This is a genomic window from Subsaxibacter sp. CAU 1640 (genome assembly GCF_023156585.1).
Lineage (GTDB): Bacteria > Bacteroidota > Bacteroidia > Flavobacteriales > Flavobacteriaceae > JBPOFM01.
The window spans coordinates 321416-338877 of record NZ_JALNMI010000004.1 but is presented as its reverse complement, the minus strand read 5'-3'; the positions used below and the strand labels follow the sequence as shown (position 1 = coordinate 338877).

16 protein-coding genes are annotated in these 17462 nt (G+C 37.6%); 11 read left to right on the top strand and 5 right to left on the bottom strand.

The annotated features are described in order from the left end of the window. Positions 1 to 128: 128 nt before the first annotated feature. Complete coding sequence (locus tag M0G43_RS11485) at positions 129 to 1331, bottom strand: aminotransferase class I/II-fold pyridoxal phosphate-dependent enzyme (protein WP_248026651.1); 1203 nt, start codon at positions 1329 to 1331, stop codon at positions 129 to 131. A gap of 159 nt (positions 1332 to 1490) precedes the next feature. On the opposite strand from M0G43_RS11485, the gene M0G43_RS11480 reads away from it, so the two are divergent. From M0G43_RS11480 to M0G43_RS11450, 7 genes are all read left to right on the top strand, one after another. Continuing rightward, the gene (locus M0G43_RS11480; RefSeq protein WP_248026650.1) at positions 1491 to 1949 is read left to right on the top strand and encodes an Lrp/AsnC family transcriptional regulator; all 459 of its coding nucleotides are present in this window, start codon (positions 1491 to 1493) and stop codon (positions 1947 to 1949) included. Between the two features lie 4 nt (positions 1950 to 1953). Then, positions 1954 to 2580 (top strand): CPBP family intramembrane glutamic endopeptidase, encoded by a 627-nt coding sequence (locus M0G43_RS11475; protein WP_248026649.1) that lies wholly within the window; start codon positions 1954 to 1956, stop codon positions 2578 to 2580. 99 nt (positions 2581 to 2679) lie between these two features. After that, positions 2680 to 3243, top strand: a complete 564-nt coding sequence (locus M0G43_RS11470; RefSeq protein WP_248026647.1) for a porin family protein — start codon at positions 2680 to 2682, stop codon at positions 3241 to 3243. 111 nt (positions 3244 to 3354) lie between these two features. Continuing rightward, positions 3355 to 4755, top strand: coding sequence for a dihydrolipoyl dehydrogenase (lpdA, locus tag M0G43_RS11465; protein ID WP_248026646.1), 1401 nt, complete (start codon positions 3355 to 3357; stop codon positions 4753 to 4755). Between the two features lie 132 nt (positions 4756 to 4887). Further along, entirely contained in the window at positions 4888 to 5484 is a 597-nt protein-coding gene (locus tag M0G43_RS11460) for an RNA polymerase sigma factor (protein ID WP_248026645.1), read from the top strand. Beyond that, positions 5468 to 5641 (top strand): hypothetical protein, encoded by a 174-nt coding sequence (locus M0G43_RS11455; protein ID WP_248026644.1) that lies wholly within the window; start codon positions 5468 to 5470, stop codon positions 5639 to 5641. The genes M0G43_RS11460 and M0G43_RS11455 overlap by 17 nt, the downstream gene beginning before the upstream one ends. Positions 5642 to 5673: 32 nt before the next feature. After that, complete coding sequence (locus M0G43_RS11450) at positions 5674 to 6501, top strand: mechanosensitive ion channel family protein (protein WP_248026643.1); 828 nt, start codon at positions 5674 to 5676, stop codon at positions 6499 to 6501. A 134-nt stretch (positions 6502 to 6635) separates the two neighbouring features. On the opposite strand, the gene M0G43_RS11445 is transcribed toward M0G43_RS11450, so the two are convergent. Genes M0G43_RS11445 through M0G43_RS11435 form a run of 3 tightly spaced genes read right to left on the bottom strand, consistent with a single transcriptional unit; the run spans position 6636 to position 11307 of the window. Next, positions 6636 to 7985, bottom strand: coding sequence for a DEAD/DEAH box helicase (locus M0G43_RS11445; RefSeq protein ID WP_248026642.1), 1350 nt, complete (start codon positions 7983 to 7985; stop codon positions 6636 to 6638). A 40-nt stretch (positions 7986 to 8025) separates the two neighbouring features. Then, a complete protein-coding gene (locus M0G43_RS11440) occupies positions 8026 to 8916 on the bottom strand; it encodes an aldose 1-epimerase family protein (protein ID WP_248026641.1) in 891 nt (296 codons plus the stop codon). Positions 8917 to 8928: 12 nt separating this feature from the next. Further along, on the bottom strand, positions 8929 to 11307 hold the full coding sequence (locus tag M0G43_RS11435; RefSeq protein ID WP_248026640.1) for a hypothetical protein: 2379 nt from the start codon (positions 11305 to 11307) through the stop codon (positions 8929 to 8931). A gap of 93 nt (positions 11308 to 11400) precedes the next feature. On the opposite strand from M0G43_RS11435, the gene pabB reads away from it, so the two are divergent. Continuing rightward, a complete protein-coding gene (pabB, locus tag M0G43_RS11430; RefSeq protein WP_248026639.1) occupies positions 11401 to 12705 on the top strand; it encodes an aminodeoxychorismate synthase component I in 1305 nt (434 codons plus the stop codon). Here pabB and M0G43_RS11425 read toward each other — a convergent pair. Then, positions 12697 to 13389, bottom strand: a complete 693-nt coding sequence (locus M0G43_RS11425) for a hypothetical protein (RefSeq protein WP_248026638.1) — start codon at positions 13387 to 13389, stop codon at positions 12697 to 12699. The two genes, pabB and M0G43_RS11425, sit on opposite strands and share 9 nt — an antisense overlap. A 121-nt stretch (positions 13390 to 13510) precedes the next feature. Here M0G43_RS11425 and tilS point away from each other — a divergent pair, with 121 nt between their 5' ends. From tilS to M0G43_RS11410, 3 genes are read left to right on the top strand one after another with little or no spacing between them, the layout of a single operon-like run. Further along, positions 13511 to 14821, top strand: a complete 1311-nt coding sequence (gene tilS / locus M0G43_RS11420; RefSeq protein ID WP_248026637.1) for a tRNA lysidine(34) synthetase TilS — start codon at positions 13511 to 13513, stop codon at positions 14819 to 14821. After that, the gene (ade, locus tag M0G43_RS11415; RefSeq protein WP_248026636.1) at positions 14822 to 16444 is read left to right on the top strand and encodes an adenine deaminase; all 1623 of its coding nucleotides are present in this window, start codon (positions 14822 to 14824) and stop codon (positions 16442 to 16444) included. 12 nt (positions 16445 to 16456) lie between these two features. Beyond that, entirely contained in the window at positions 16457 to 17419 is a 963-nt protein-coding gene (locus tag M0G43_RS11410) for a YheT family hydrolase (RefSeq protein WP_248026635.1), read from the top strand. Positions 17420 to 17462: the final 43 nt, after the last annotated feature.

The window sequence follows — 17462 nt, the reverse complement described above, 5'->3', positions numbered from 1 at the left end:
GCACGAATTTGGAATTCGTGTCTTTCAGTGAGACAGAACCCCATTTTGCCATAGTTAAAAACTATATTTGCCCATTGGAAGCTCATTCCTACCTAACGGTAACCCATTCCAACCGTTTCAACAACACATCAAGACAAAACATCCAGCTCCACCATACAAGCTTTCATCATCTCATAAGTACGCTGTATATCCGCATCAAGCCCTATCGAGAAACGTATCAATCCGTCACTCAAGCCCATTTCTTTTTGCTCGTCTTCAGGTATTTCAGAAGACGTGGAACTTCCTGGCGCGCTAAACAAGGTTTTATAAAATCCTAAACTCACGGCAAGATATCCGAGATTTCGTTTTTGCATCAGTTCCATCAGTTCGTTGGCTTTGGCAAGGTTGCCAACATCAATGGTCAGCATACCGCCATAACCATACTGTTCATTCATCATCGCCTTGAATAGCTGATGTGAAGGGTGAGATTCAAGTCCTGGATACACCGTTTTCAATCCATCCGCTTCAAACTTCTGCGCCAAAAACAATCCGTTCTTACTATGTTGCTGCATCCGTATATGGAGCGTTCTTAAATTTTTCAAGATAGACGAAGCTCTCAAACTATCCATAGTGGAGCCAAGCAGCATACAGGCACCATCATTGACGTTGCGCAAATTATCTATAAACTCCTGTGTGCCGCAAATCACGCCACCCACAGTGTCACTGCTACCATTAATAAACTTTGTTAAGCTATGAATCACGACATCTGCGCCCAATTGAATAGGAGAGATGCTCAAAGGCGAAAAGGTATTGTCGACCACCAACTTAATATGGTACTTTTTAGCCAACGCAGCCAAACCTTTTAAATCCGCAACTTCCAATAAAGGATTGCTCACCGTCTCACAGAAAATCATTTTAGTGTTTTCTGTTATGGAAGCTTCCACGGCATCGAGATTTGTGATATCAACAAATGTTGTGTCGATTCCCATTCGTGGCGTAAAGTTCTTCAGAAACGCATAAGTGCCACCGTAAATCGTTCTGCTGCTGATGACGTGATCACCATTGCCACACAATTGCATGATCACAGCAGTGATGGCACCCATACCTGAAGCGGTAACATTGGCTGTCTCTGTACCTTCCATTGCAGCCAAGGCTTCGCCTAAATAGAGATTGGAAGGCGAGGAGTGTCGTGAATAGAGATAACAGCCATCGGCATTGCCTTCAAAGGTATCGAACATCGTTTTTGCCGAAAGAAATGTATAGGTTGATGAATCTGAAATAGAAGGATTCACACCTCCAAATTCCCCAAAATATTGTAAATCCTGAATATTGTTAGCTGGTTTAAATGCCATTACTTTAGTGTTTAATTGTTCATCAAATATCATTTTAATAGGACAAAAAATCAATGTATCTGTAGATATTTAGAATTTTATTCTAATTTTATAGTGATTATTAGAATAAGAGTTAGTCGTTGCTCATAAAACTTACTTTAAACTGAAAAATTTTCAATTATGAATTTTGATGCTATCGATAAAAAACTTCTAAAACTTCTTCAGGAGGACAGTAAGCGAACCAATAAAGAGCTTTCCAATAAACTGAACTTGTCAGTCACGGCAGTATACGAGCGCATCAAAAAGCTTGAAAAAGAAGGCGTCATTTTTAAAAATGTTGCTTTAGTACAGAAAGAAAAAGTAGGGAAGACTTTTGTTGCTTTTTGCCATATTAAATTGGTGCAACACACTCAAGATTATGTGATTAAATTTGAGAAAGAGGTGGCTAATCTTGCAGAAGTCATGGAATGTTACCATATTAGTGGAGATTATGACTATTTGCTTAAGGTCATCGTTGGCAATATGGAGGAGTTTAGGGAATTTATGGTCAAAAAGCTGACTTCCATAAGCCATATAGGTAGCACGCACAGCATGTTTGTCATAAATGAAGTCAAACACACCACGGCTATCAACCTTTAAAATCATGGAATCGGTAAGATATAGATTAACAGAATTTTTCTTGATATTTATTGCCCTGCCCGTGAGTTTCGCCATTGATTATCCTTTTATCATCAAGGCATTTTTAGCGGTTTCCGGTTTTATATATGTTATTTATGTGCTTTTGATGGTGGAAGGCAACAAATTTAAGATGGCTCCAAATCTTCAATGGCGGTCATTTTTTAAGCACGTACTCATCAAACTTACCATCATAGCGGCATTGACGATTCTCTATATGTGGTTTACTGCTAGGGAGGACCTTTTTCATGTCTTATTTCAAAAGCCAAAATTGTGGATGGTCATTCTATTTCTGTACGCTACGTTTTCCGTCTATCCACAGGAATTGATCTATAGAACCCTTTATTTTCAGAGGTATGCATCATTATTCAGAAGCAGATCCTTATTCATTTTTGTAAATGCCATTGTGTTTTCACTGGCGCATATTTTTTATCGAAATCCATTGGTGCTTTTGATGACCTTTCTGGGCGGCATTTTATTTGCGTTGACCTATGACAAAACTAAATCAACCCTGTTGGTGTCTATAGAGCATACCATTTATGGCTGTTGGTTATTTACCGTGGGAATGGGCAACATGCTTGGGTTTCCTAGTTGATTATTGGATGTGCTTAAGCTTGTACTGAGAATTTCATTTGCTTTAATGATAATTAATGATATTTTTACGTAGGAATTTTATAAATCATCCGAACCCCCAATGAAGTATATTTTTTTATCTATAGCTTTTTTGTCATCAATATTTATATTTGGACAAAATCAACACAATATTATAAAGGCAGGTATAAACTTCGCAAATATTAGTTCTGAAAGCCGATCCTTTACTACAAGAATTTCATTCCATGCGGGGTTTGGTATTGAAAACGAGTTTTCAGAACAATTTTCTTTGGCTCCTGAAGTGCTATTCTCTTCTCAAGGAGCAAAAGCAAAAAACGGTTCTAGTAGAGAATTCCGTTTAAATTACATAAATCTTCCTATTATGTTTAGATTTTACCCTAGCAAAGGATTCTTTTTAGAAGCTGGACCTCAAGGCGGAATTTTAGTCTCGGCAAGGCAAAGCTCTGATGGTAATTATGATTCTAATGTTGAAAACATCAAAGGACAGGACTATGGGTTTAATTTAGGATTAGGTTTTAAATCTGAATCAGTTATTGGTATCAACGCTCGCTACTATTTTGGCCTTCGCGATATTAACGACTATGAATATGGAGAAAAATTAAAGAATGGTGTTTTGCAAATATCATTAAGTTTTTATATCAATTAATACAGATTCAGTACTTTAAAATATTGCAAAAATCATCAATCCTTATTCGCTATTGGTGAATCAAAATCGTATTTTTGTGGTCAATTTTAACAAACCGAAAAACACAATTTTATGAATTCATATGATGTAGCCGTTATAGGCTCTGGTCCTGGAGGTTATGTAGCAGCAATCCGTTGTGCGCAATTGGGCATGAAAACTGCCATTATCGAAAAATACTCAACTCTTGGAGGTACTTGTCTCAATGTTGGTTGCATTCCAAGTAAGGCACTTTTAGATTCTTCACATCACTACGAAGATGCGATTAAGCATTTTGAAGAGCATGGTATCGATATTCCCGGAGACATCAAAGTCAATTTGAAACAGATGATTGCTCGTAAGCAGTCGGTTGTAGACCAAACTACCGGTGGTATTGACTTCTTGATGAAGAAAAATAAGATTGATGTTTACACAGGCGTTGGAAGTTTTAAGGATGCAACTCATATCACCATAAAAGGTGAGAAAGATGAAGAAATCGAGGCAAAAAACACCATTATCGCTACTGGAAGCAAGCCTTCAAGTTTACCTTTTATAACTATTGATAAAGAGCGAATTATAACATCTACTGAAGCTTTAAAATTGACTGAAGTTCCAAAGCATTTAATTGTGATTGGAGGCGGAGTCATTGGCTTGGAATTGGGGCAGGTTTACAGACGATTGGGTGCAGAAGTAACTGTTGTGGAGTATATGGATAGAATCATCCCAACGATGGATTCTGGGCTATCTAAAGAACTCAATAAAGTATTTAAAAAGGCAAAATTCTCTGTTGAAGTTTCGCATAAAGTGAAATCCGTTGAGAGAAAAGGTGATGAAGTCATTGTGAAAGCCGACAATAAAAAAGGAGAAGAAGTAGAATTTAAAGGTGATTACTGTTTGGTGTCTGTAGGTAGACGCCCTTACACAGACGGATTGAACGCTGAAGCTGCTGGTGTAAAATTGACGGATAGAGGTCAGATTGAAGTAAATGATCACCTTCAAACCAATGTAAAGAATATTTATGCCATTGGCGACGTTGTGAAAGGTGCTATGTTGGCACATAAAGCAGAGGAAGAAGGTGTATTTGTAGCTGAAACCTTGGCTGGACAAAAACCTCACATCGATTACAATTTGATTCCTGGCGTCGTTTATACTTGGCCAGAAGTTGCTTCCGTTGGAAAAACAGAAGAGCAATTAAAAGAGGCTAATGTAGACTATAAAGTTGGACAATTCCCGATGCGAGCTTTAGGACGTAGTCGTGCCAGTATGGATCTTGATGGATTTGTAAAAATTCTTGCAGATAAATCTACTGATGAGATTTTAGGTGTCCACATGATAGGTGCTCGTGCTGCTGATATGATTGCGGAAGCTGTGGTTGCTATGGAATTTAGAGCGAGTGCAGAAGACGTGTCTCGAATGTCTCATGCGCACCCTACGTTTACAGAAGCCATTAAGGAAGCTGCGTTGGCCGCCACTGAAGATAGAGCCTTGCACGTTTAAGCGGCAACGACATAACAAATGAAAAAGATTGCCATTGGGCAATCTTTTTTTATTTCATTATTAAAAAAAAATGTGTGACTTTATTTGATACGATGTGTCTTACAATATAAACCGTAACTTTTAACAACCAACTTGGAGACCAATAAAGATTTCAAAGAAGTGTCAGACGAAGAATTGGTGACTGCTATTGTCAGAACTAACGACACGCTTCTGTTCGAGATACTTTATGATAGGCATTCAAAAATGGTTTATAATAAATGTTTGGGTTTTTCAAAAAATGAAGATGAGGCCAAAGACTTAACTCAAGATGTTTTTCTTAAGCTGTTTGTGAAATTGAGTACGTTTAAAGGAACGGCAAAATTCTCCACATGGCTGTATGCATTTACCTACAATCATTGTGTTAACTATGTAAATAGAGATGTCCATAAAAAAATGGAGAAAAAATCGGTAGATCCGTCCATTGTGGAGGACGAATCAGAGGATGAGCAGAATGAATATAGCTTTCTACAGATGCGTGTAGATAAATTGAAGTCGGCATTAGAGTTGATTTCACCAGATGACAAGATGATACTGTTGTTGAAATATCAAGATTTTCTTACTATCAAAGAACTAGAATCGGTATTGGACATAGGTGAAAGTGCCGTAAAAATGCGCCTTAAACGTGCAAAAGAAAAACTTATTGCGGTTTATGCCGACATTAACCAAATCAATCATGGAGAATCCGTTTAGAAAATTAGATAAACCTCTTAAGTCAGTTCCGCCAGAACTTAAGGCAAAAGTGATGAACGATATCGCTACCGCCAAGCTATTGATGGAACTTGCGGATCTTTTCTCTTTAAATGTCGGAAAGGTGATTGAGGAGACCATTAAAAAAAGAAACCGCTAACAAAACAACTGCTAATAAAAAACTATAAAAACATGGAAAAAATCTCAAAATGGAAAGAATTGACACTCGATTCTTTAAATGCGATGGGGAATGAAATAGGAAAAGCAATACCGAACATCGTTGGTGCGATCTTGGTATTAGTAATTGGTTGGTTACTAACGAAGTTTGTATTATTTGCGGTAAAAAAACTTTTGAAGTTGATAAAGATTGAAAGACTTACAAGCAAAATCAATGAAGTAGCATTTTTTGGCAACCGAAAATTGAAGCTTGACATTACGAAAATCATTTTGAATTTTATAAAATGGACGATGTTCATTGCATTTCTGATAATTGCTTCAGATATCATGAACCTCAAGATTATATCAGAGGAAATTTCTAACTTGTTGAGGTATATTCCAAGGCTGTTCACGGGATTGGTGATTTTTGTGCTTGGTCTATTGCTAGCAAATTTCCTGAAAAATACTGTAAAGTCCTTTTTTGAGTCATTTGAACTTTCAGGCTCAAACATTATAAGTCAATTACTTTTTCTAATGGTTTTGGTTTTTGCAACCATAACCGCTTTGAATCAGGCAGGTGTCAATACAGATGTCATTACTAACAACATTACATTAATATTGGGTGCGTTTTTACTTGCTTTTGCTTTAGCGCTTGGGCTGGGAGCACAAGCTGTGGCAGCTGATTTATTAAGAACTTTTTATGTGAGAAAAACCTATGAAATAGGTCAAAAGATTGAATATCGAGGAATGAAGGGTGAGGTGGAAGCAATTGATAACATTTCAATGATATTGAAAACTTCAGAAGGAAAAATAGTTATTCCAATAAAGAATATTACGGAGAGCGAGATTAAAATCCAGAACTAGCCTTATTTGGGTTAAGGCGAAAAATACTGGGAAAATCGTTCTGGATTCTCCTCTCTTTTTTGGCCCTTTTCGAACTTGCTCGAAAAGGGCTTTTTTATGGTCTCAAAAATTTATAATGAGATTTAATCAGCCGATTATTTCCTCTTGTTTCGCTTATTGTAGTTTTTGTCGCCTCTTGTTTTTGGCTTTTTGTATTTGGCCGCAATTTTGGCACGATAAGAGCCGCCTTTGTTCTCCTTTTTGTTCTTGTCTTTCTTTTCGTGAAAAGCATCTCCAGCGTTCTCGTTGTTGCGTTTTATGGGATTGTGGCGCTCTTTTATTTGAGGACGTTCTTCTTCAATCAATTGTTTGGAAATCTCGACCTCTTGAGGAAGTTCAAGCAATGGAATTTCCATTTGCATCAATTCTTCAATGATTTTGATATATTCCTGCTCCTCATTAGTAGAAAACATCAAGGCTTGCCCCTTGCGTTCCGCACGACCTGTTCTACCGATACGATGCATATAGTTTTCTGGATAATGTGGTGTGTCAAAATTGATGACGTGACTAATGTTATCAATATCCAAACCACGAGCCATCACATCTGTAGCGATAAGTACTCTATGCTCGCCAGTTTCAAATTGCTCAATGCTTCTCAATCGATAGTTTTGTGTTTTGTTTGAGTGAATCACGCAACTTTCGCCATAAAAATGTTCTTCCATAAGATCAAACAGTCGATCTGCCATTTTTTTGTGCGACACAAATACCAAAACTTTGTTGAAAGTTTCTCTGTCTTTTAGTAAATGGGATAGCAAATTGAACTTGGTATGGAAATTCGGAACGTCATAACGCTGTTGTGTGATGTTCTCCAAAGGAGTACCAGAAACGGCCACTGTTACGCGTTCTGGCGTTACAAAGAATTCATTGATGAGTTCGTCGACTTCTTCAGTCATCGTTGCAGAAAACATAATGTTCTGGCGTCTTTCTGGCATAATGTCAAAAAGGTTCAGCAATTGATGTCTGAAACCCAAATCGAGCATCACATCAACTTCATCAATGACCAATTTCTGAATCGATTTAAGTTGCAAAACATAACTCATTGCCAAGTCAAATACACGACCAGGCGTAGCCACAATGATATCGAGACCTTGCGCAACATCTTGTTTCTGCTGATTGATGTTCACGCCACCATAAACTCCTAGAACACGAGTATTGATGTACTTTGTGAGCTTTTCAATCTCGTCAACTACTTGCACCACCAATTCTCTGGTTGGCACCAAAATCATCACTCTAGGATTGTCTTGTTTTGAGAACTTAAGGTCTCGTAAAATGGGAAGGAGGTAAGCAAATGTCTTTCCTGTACCTGTTTGCGCGATGCCGACAACATCCTTGCCAGATGCCACCATTCCAAAGGCCTGCTGCTGAATAGGTGTTGGCTCTTCAAACCCTAAATCGTCGAGGGCATTGTATAGCACATTGTTTAAATTTAAATCTCTAAAAGTCACAATCCTAAATTATTCTGCAAAGCTACCATAATTATTTGGGTTAGACTAAATGAGTTTTTTCTATTTCAATACTATAAGTGGCTTTAAATGTTTTATTCGGATGAAGATGTGTAATTCCTTCTTTGTCAATTAACTGCTGATTTGTATGTATGCTATCTGCAATTCCTTGCCAAGGTTCGATGCAGATATAATCGGCATTTGGCTTTGCCCAAAGGCCTAGATAAGGAAAGCCATCAAAATGAACGGTTAGAATCGTTCCGTTTATAGAACTATAAAGGCTCACTTTTCGAGATATTAAATCCTTAAAGATTAAGGCATCTTTATCGAAAAGATTATGACGCAATTTTATAATTGTTGGGGAATCAAAAACAGGTTCGCTTTTATCGGTAACAAGTCCAGTTTGTAAGTCCAACAAATGAGTTTCAGAAGTTTCATGCGTTTCAAAGATTAGCTGATAATCATCATAACGCTCATTGTCATAAACAGGGCATTTAAAAGCGGGATGACCACCAACTGAAAAATACATAGTCTTATCATCGACATTTTTGACTCGATAAGAGACTTTCAAGGTAGAGTTTTCAAGCTCATAAATGACATCATATTCAAACTTAAATGGATATAATTTTAGTGTATTTTCATCATAAGAAAGTCGTAAAACTGCTTCGGTGTCTGTTTGTTTTATAATATGGAAATTCGGATTATTGCGAATGAATCCGTGTTTTGGCAAAGAATACTTTTTTCCATCAAAAAAATAAGTTTCATCTTTCAACATTCCTACGATAGGGAAGAGATTCGGTGCATAATTTGCCCAAACGTCTGGATTGGCATTCCACATAAATTCTGTATCTTTTTTTGTGGATGCAATACCGCAAAGTTCAGCGCCTTTTTTATCGATGCGTATGTTAAGAAATTCGTTTTGAAGTTGTATCATGTTTAACGCATATTAATCTTCTTCAGAAACATCAGGAATCAATGCCTCTGCCTGCGATTTCCATTTTATAATGTCCAATTGTTCCCAATCTGTATGCACATCATAATTTTCCAATGATTCCATGCTCATCACATCCTTTATTGGTCCAACAGTCGCAATGTAAGACGTGACGGTTTCTTCATCTTCTTCATATTTAACCTTATAAGCATAGTAAACGTCATCATTCTTTGTGATCTCACCCAAGAAATCAATGCTTTCATAGCCATAATCATCCTCTGTGTAGTATGTGTAAAGCGACAATTCTGCAAAAGCTTTATTTTGTTTATATTTTTCTGGTACTTTCTCAAACTTTCCAACAGTTTTATAGGCTTTCATAAGTTCGAAACGATAATTCAAACTATCCATAAAACTGTTCACTAAAATCGGATCCAAACTTTGATTGCTATAAATCCGTGAGGTCATTGCCAAACTTCTATGCCACGAAAGGTTGGAATCACTTATGATTTTAGAGGTAAATTCATCTGAAATTGGCGTATCGAGCCTTGATTCGTTGAAAAAAGATAAATAGGAATAGATGACACCATAGTATTCGTAGTTTTCAATGCTGTCTTTGAGTGATTTGGTGTATGATTCTAGATCCTCTTTTACGTGCTTTAAGAATTTCTCTTTATTATCAAGGACAACATCCTTTTTATCCGGATGCTCTGTAATGAGGTTAGTTGCAATATTCATCACGTAATATCTGTGCTCTTCGTGTTTCATCAAATCTGTCAGTACCTTAATGTTATCGATGGTAAATGCCGTTGAATCTCTAAAAGGTTGAAGCAGTTGCCACATATAATTTTCAGATTTGGTCGGTGGCGATTGTACAAGAAGTTCTTTGTAGGTTTCAAGAGCACCATTTTCTTCTATGGTCGGAAGCGTTACAAGTATGGCTCCCTTTATTTCCTCCTCGTTCTTAAAGGTCGTTAGGTACATTGATTTTAAATTTTCAACGGTTTGAGCATCGTGTACATTTGCAAACTCGCCAATGATCACTTCCTTGATAGCACTTGCATATGTAGTGTCTGTATAGGTTTCATTCAAAGCGTTGTAGAGTTTTGGTAAATCAGCTTGCTCAAATTTATAATAATCAAATGCGCCATAAGCACGATGTCTTCTGATGGAATCTTCAGCATGTAAATCCTTAAACAATAAATCTGCTTTTGAACTCATTCGATCAAATTTTGCGCCATTGGAAGCATTGTATTTGAACGAATTGAATGCCGCATTGGCAATAGTGCTATTCCGTTCTTCATCAGACAGATAACCTGTCATCACAAATAAGTGATTGTTGTCTAGCCAAATTTGATGACGTTCTTTAATTTTGGAATAACCGTTTTCCAACAAAAACTCCATTCCGTCGGTTCCGTTGACTTTCACGTCTTTTTGAGAGATAATGGAATCATTCCAGTCTTTATAAAGTTCAAAATGCTCCTTGTAAAATTCACTCAAGTCTTTAATCTGAACATATTCTTGAAGTTCACCTTCATTCAATTGATATAAACCTCCAGATGTCGGATTGATGGAGTAGTGGTTAATAGATTGTTTTACTCTCGTGCTTTCATATCCTACAGAGTCTACCGTCGTTTTTACATCGCCAAAAAGTCCGACTTCAAATTTATTGCTCTCTGGCTTGAAAGTGGTAAGTTTAATGTTGGAATAAGGGTCTAGTCTGAAACTCTTAAAAAATTCGCGTTTTTGGTCTACTTTATCTGATGTGTTAAGTTTTTGAGCCATCAACACATACACACGATTGCCACGAATGTAAATTTTCAAGATGGCATGATAACTCCCACTAATCAATAACTCAACCTCACGACCTTCCACTGAATCCAGATAAATTTCCTTTGGTTCGCTCACCAATATGGCTTTGCCTTGTAAATTTTCTTGAATGGACGAGAAGCCTGCTTCCCGGTCGCTCATATAATAGCCATTTGGCATATCATTATATCTCACCAAATAAAAGCAGTTGTTTTTCTCATCGACCGAAGAAAGCATGTGTACTTTATAAGGATCACCTTCTTCATCAAGCGGATTCGGCATTTCGCGTGAGATATCTTTTGGCTCTTCGGGCAGCTTTACTGAAAAAGCACCAAGCTCATTTTTATATTGAATCCATTTTTTAGCCGTTTTGAAGGTTGAAATTTCAGATGGATTATTTTCAAAAGAGAAATCTGATGGATTCAATAAAACATCATTGATAACCCTTAAAAAAGTAGCGTTGTCTACTTTAGTAGCTTCAGAGGATATGTTGATTGGTCTTTGAGAATAAACAATGGAAGCCGTTAAGAAAGTAAATGCGCCAATTAAATATTTGGCTTTCAGTAAAAAAAGTTTGTCAGGATTCATGCGGAATGAGATGGTTTGATGGTTTAAAAGAGCTGATATATCATATTATTGAGAGTTTCTTAATAAATTTGAGGCAACAACCATCAATTTGACTTGAGACAGATTCAACAAAATCACATATCGAACATCGAGCAATATAAAAAAAAAATATTGACTTGGAGTCAACAATTTGATGATGTTATTTGGCTGGATTCCAACAAGCATTCTCCGCATTATAGCAGTTATGACGCCATATTGGCAGTAGATGCTTTTACAAGTATCAAAACCGATTCCCATCAAGCGTTTGATAAGTTGAAAGAGTATCAAACCGTCACAAATGACTGGATTTTTGGGAGCCTTTCCTACGATTTGAAGAATGACCTGGAAGCTTTGACTTCTGAAAATTTTGATGGCATCGAGTTTCCAGAATTGTACTTTTTCCAACCTAAAAAAGTCTTTTTTTTCAAAGGAAATTCTCTGGAAACACACTATCTAAATATGGTTGCAGATGAATTGCAGGACGATTTAAAAACCATCAATCAATTTGTGGATTTATCAGAATCGTTGGAAACGAGCGACATCAAAATCAAATTGCGTATTCATAAAGATGAGTATTTTGACAGAATCAATCGCGTTTTGAAGCACATTCATCGTGGTGATATCTATGAAGCCAATTTTTGCCAAGAATTTTATGCTGAAGATACCATCATCAATCCGTTGGAAACGTATGATAAACTCAATCGCATTTCGCGACCTCCTTTTGCGACTTTTTTAAAATGTCATCAGCATTATTTATTGTCTGCTTCTCCTGAACGCTATCTGAAAAAACAAGGCAACACGATTATTTCACAGCCTATCAAAGGCACAGGCAAACGCTCAACCAATATTATTGAGGACCAAGATTTGAGAAAAAATCTGGAAAATAGCGAAAAAGACCGAAGCGAGAATATTATGATTGTCGATTTGGTAAGGAATGATTTGTCACACACAGCCAAAAAAGGCAGCGTCAAAGTTGAAGAACTTTGTAAAGTCTATACTTTTGACCAAGTTCATCAAATGATTTCAACCATCACTTCTGAAGTCAAGGACAACACACATCCTGTAGATGTTATAAAGACCACTTTTCCAATGGGAAGTATGACAGGCGCACCAAAAATTTCTGCTATGAACATCATTGAAGCTTTAGAGGAAACTAAAAGAGGTTTGTATTCTGGAGCCGTTGGCTATTTTACTCCTGAAGGCGACTTTGATTTCAATGTGGTGATTAGGAGTATATTGTACAATGCTGAAAAGAAATATGTATCATACTCCGTTGGTGGTGCCATCACGGCAAAAAGTAAGCCTCAAGACGAATACGAAGAATGTCTCATAAAGGCGAAAGCTATGCGAGATGTTTTGGAGAGTCAGGAACTATTCTAGATGTGAGCGAAATCCTTTCTTGACTTGTTTTAAAATCCGTTCAACACGCTTAACTTCAATGTGCTTGATTTTGGCAATGTCCTTATAATCCAATTTCCCAAACGTGTATAAGTCCACAATATTAGCTACACGTATCGGTAGCCAATTGTAAAACTTACTGATGGTTTTTCGGTTGTTGAGCTGTGTGGACGCTTCCAAATCCAATTCATTTAAAATCCTACTGTTATGGTCGTCATAGACAAACACCTCGTAATCGTGGCCGTGTTGGTGATAGGAAATATCATCCAATTGTTCCAGCATCAAATAGTCTTCCTCGGCATCAATGGTAAACGATTCTTCCAAGCGATGCAGTTCTTCCTTCAGCAATCGATTAGTGCTGATTGTGTTTTTATGATATGCCTCTTTTACAAACAACTCCTCAAGATAATCATCAACGGTTGAAAATAGTTGCAGTTTGATGTGCTTGACATCGGCGTCAGGATTGAAACCTTTCTCGTATAACTTGATGATGCAATCGTCAATAACTCCGTTGGAACAATAAAGATTTTTTGGAAGAATACCGACACTTTCGGCAACGTGAAGGCGTTGTTTTACATAAGGATGAAGGTGTTGCACCACCGAAAGTACCTTTTTGTCATAGTCCTTTTTAATGGACCTTTCATTGGATTGCGCTGTTTGTTCCATAAGCTGCATCTTTATGTCCTGCTCTTAAAGTTACGGAATATTCCGTTTATTTAAAACATATGCCTGATGATAAATTGAATAGACTGATACCATAAAACCGCCAAAATTGTATCTTTAAGCCATGCTTTCAGCGTTTCAGAACCATCTCAATCTCAATTTGCCTTTTCTGTTTAAGGGAAAATTGCTCATTGCCATTTCCGGTGGATTGGACAGCGTGGTGTTGGCGCATTTGTGTAAAACATCAGCATTGAATTTCGCTTTGGCGCATTGCAATTTCAACCTACGCGCTGCTGAAAGTGATGCTGATGAAGCTTTTGTGCTCGATTTGGCAGAAGATTTGGACTTGGAAGTCTTCATCGAAAGTTTTGAAACTGAAGAATTCGCAAAAAAGCATAAAGTATCTATTCAAGTAGCTGCACGCGAGTTGCGTTACGATTGGTTTCAGCAGCTCTCACAGCAATTGGATTTTGATTACATTCTCACGGCACATCACGCCGATGATAATCTGGAAACCTTTTTAATCAATTTTACTCGTGGTACAGGACTGGAAGGTTTGACAGGCATTCCCGAAGTGAATGACAATGTCGTTAGGCCACTATTGCCGTTTTCAAGGGAAGACCTAGAAGTCTATGCCATCGGAAACAAAATTGAATGGAGAGAGGATAGCAGCAATGCCTCCAAAAAATACTTGCGTAACAAACTGCGTCACGACATTATTCCGACTTTGAAACAGATGAATCCGCAACTGCTTCAGAACTTCAAAACAACGATTTCCAATCTACAGGATGCACAACAATTGGTGGATGATTCGCTGATTAGAGCACAGAAGAAAGTTATTTCTGTTGATGATGATTTAATTAAATTGGATGTCAAAAAAATAAAAAAACTTTCCAATCCGAAAGCTTATCTCTATGAGCTGTTGAAAGATTTCAACTTTACCGAATGGAATGATGTGGTTGGGCTTTTGGATGCGCAAACTGGCAAACAGGTCTTTTCCGATACTCATCGGTTGTTAAGAAATCGGGATTATTTGTTGTTGAGTGCTATCAATTCTGAAGAAGAAACTGATGAAATTCAAATTTTCAAAGAAGATAAAACGGTTGAAACACCTCTCGGAATTCTATTTTTTGACGAAGCCGATGCCATCTTCAAAACAGAAAAAAATACAATTTTGGTCGATGCCGAAACTTTGAAATACCCGTTGACAATCCGTAAATGGGAGGATGGCGATTATTTCCATCCCATCGGAATGAAAGGCAAAAAGAAAGTGAGCAAATATCTAAAGGATGAAAAATTGTCGAGGCTTGATAAAGAAAAAGTGTATGTGCTTTCTTCGGATTCAACGATTGTTTGGATTATAGGTATGAGAGCTGACGAGCGTTTCAAAGTAAAACAAAACACCAATAAACTTCTAAAAATCACATTGCAATAAATGGTTCTACAAGGTCAAATTGTCGATATTCCAAACGGACGCATTTATAAAGGTGAAATCAGCATTGAAAACGGAAAGATTTCATCAATTAAGGAAAAAGACCATAACGTTGACCATTTTATCCTTCCAGGTTTTGTAGACGCGCACATCCATATAGAAAGTTCGATGTTGGTGCCGAGCGAATTTGCAAAGTTGGCAGTCACTCACGGAACGGTCGCAACGGTTTCCGACCCTCACGAAATCGCCAATGTTTTGGGTATCGAAGGCGTTGAGTTTATGATTGACAATGGCAATAAGGTGCCGTTTAAATTCAATTTCGGTGCGCCATCTTGTGTTCCAGCTACCAGTTTTGAATCGGCTGGTGCAACGATTGATTCTGATGGTATCAAACAGCTGCTTGAAAATCCCGAAATCAAATATCTGGCAGAACTAATGAACTATCCAGGCGTGTTGTTTGAAGATGAAGAAGTGATGAAAAAAATCGCTTGGGCAAAACATTTCAACAAACCTGTGGATGGTCACGCTCCTGGATTGCGAGGTGACGACATTACCAAATATATCAATTCTGGCATTTCAACTGACCACGAATGTTTTACCTATGAAGAAGGCCTGGAGAAGCTACAAAAAGGGATGAAAGTCCTGATTCGAGAGGGTAGTGCAGCCAAGAATTTTGAAGCGTTGGCCGATTTGATTCCGGAGCATTTTGAACGTATGATGTTTTGCAGTGACGACAAACACCCTGATGATTTGATGTTGCATCACATTAATAACCTTTGCGCAAGAGCTGTGGCAAAAGGTATCGATGTTTATAAAGTGCTTCAAATGGCCTGCATTAACCCTGTCAAACATTATAACCTTGAGGTTGGGCAGCTTCAAGTCGGTGATGCCGCTGATTTTATTGTTGTAGAAGATTTAAAACAGTTCAAAACGATTCAAACGTACATTGACGGTGAGTTGGTTTTTAATAACGGAACATCATTCATCAAAACAGTAGAATTCAATAATCTGAATAATTTCAACTGTGATAAAAAACAAGTGTCCGATTTCAGGTTTGAATCTGAAGCAAAACAAATACGCGTCATCGAAGCCTTGGAAGGTCAATTGGTAACGAATGAGTTGAAACTGGATAGTTTAATTGTGGATGGCAATCTGGTTTCCAATGTTGAGAAAGATATTCTAAAGATATCCGTTGTCAATCGCTACAATAATGCGCCACCAGCCATTGCGTTTATCAAAAACTTCGGATTAAAGCAAGGTGCTATTGCGTCATCGGTTGGGCACGATTCGCATAATATTATTGCTGTGGGTGTGTCTGACGAAATGATTTGCAAAGCCGTCAATCTCATTATTGAAAACAAAGGTGGCATTTGTGCAGTTTCGGAAAAAGAAGAAAAAGTGGTTCCGCTCCCAGTTGCAGGTATTATGAGTGACCAAGATGGAGAAACTATTGGAAAACAATACGCCGAGCTCGACAAAATGGCGAAGCAGTTAGGCAGTCAACTCAATGCACCATATATGACATTATCGTTTATGGCATTGTTGGTCATCCCATCTTTGAAGTTGAGCGATAAAGGCTTGTTCAACGGAAAAGACTTTAAATTCACATCAGTAACTATTGATTAATAGAAACTATAAATGCCAATTTTAGACTCAACTTACAAACCACCCATCGGCTTCAAAAATGGCTTTGTATCCACCGTTTATTCAGGTTTGGTAAGACGGGTGAGTGGCGTCAATCAAGAACGTGAACGCCTGACATTGTCAGATGGAGATTTCTTGGATTTGGATTGGAGTTTTTCAAAAGAGAAGTCAGACAAACTTATCATCATCTTACACGGACTCGAAGGCGATTCACAGCGACCTTATATGACAGGCACAGCAAAATTGTTCAATAATAATCAAATTGATGCGGTATGTGTAAATTTCAGAGGCTGTAGTGGCGAAGAAAACACCAAGTTTCAATCGTATCATTCTGGTGCTACGGAAGATTTGGATGAAGTCATTCATCACATTCTTTCTTCTAAAAATTATGATGAAATTTATCTGAAAGGTTTCAGTCTTGGCGGTAATGTTGTTTTGAAATATTTAGGAGAGAGAGAACAGCTTCCTTCTCAAATAAAAGCCGGCATCGCTGTTTCTGTGCCTTGCTATTTAAAAGGTTCTTCGGATGCCCTTCACAGTTTCAAGAACATTTTGTATCACGAACGTTTCAAACGGCATCTCAAAGGAAAACTGAAAGTCAAACATCAACAATTCCCAGAAATGGTCACCCAAGAAGACATCAATAAAATCAAGGCGTTAATCGACTTTGATAATGTTTATACCTCCAAGGCGCACGGATTTACAGATGCTTTCGACTATTATGAAAAGAGCAGCAGCCTTCAATTTCTTCCAAACATTAAGGTGCCGACGCTCATCATTAATGCGCTCAATGACTCTTTTCTATCACCTGAATGTTATCCAGTAAAAGCCGCTAAAGAAAATACTAATCTCTATCTAGAAATGCCAAAACACGGCGGACACGTAGGATTTATTGATAAGAAGAACGTCTATTATAATGAAAAACGAGCTCTGGAATTTGTAGTGAAGAACAATTAGTTTTGTTACCGTCTACCGTCTACCGTCTACCGTCTACCGTCTA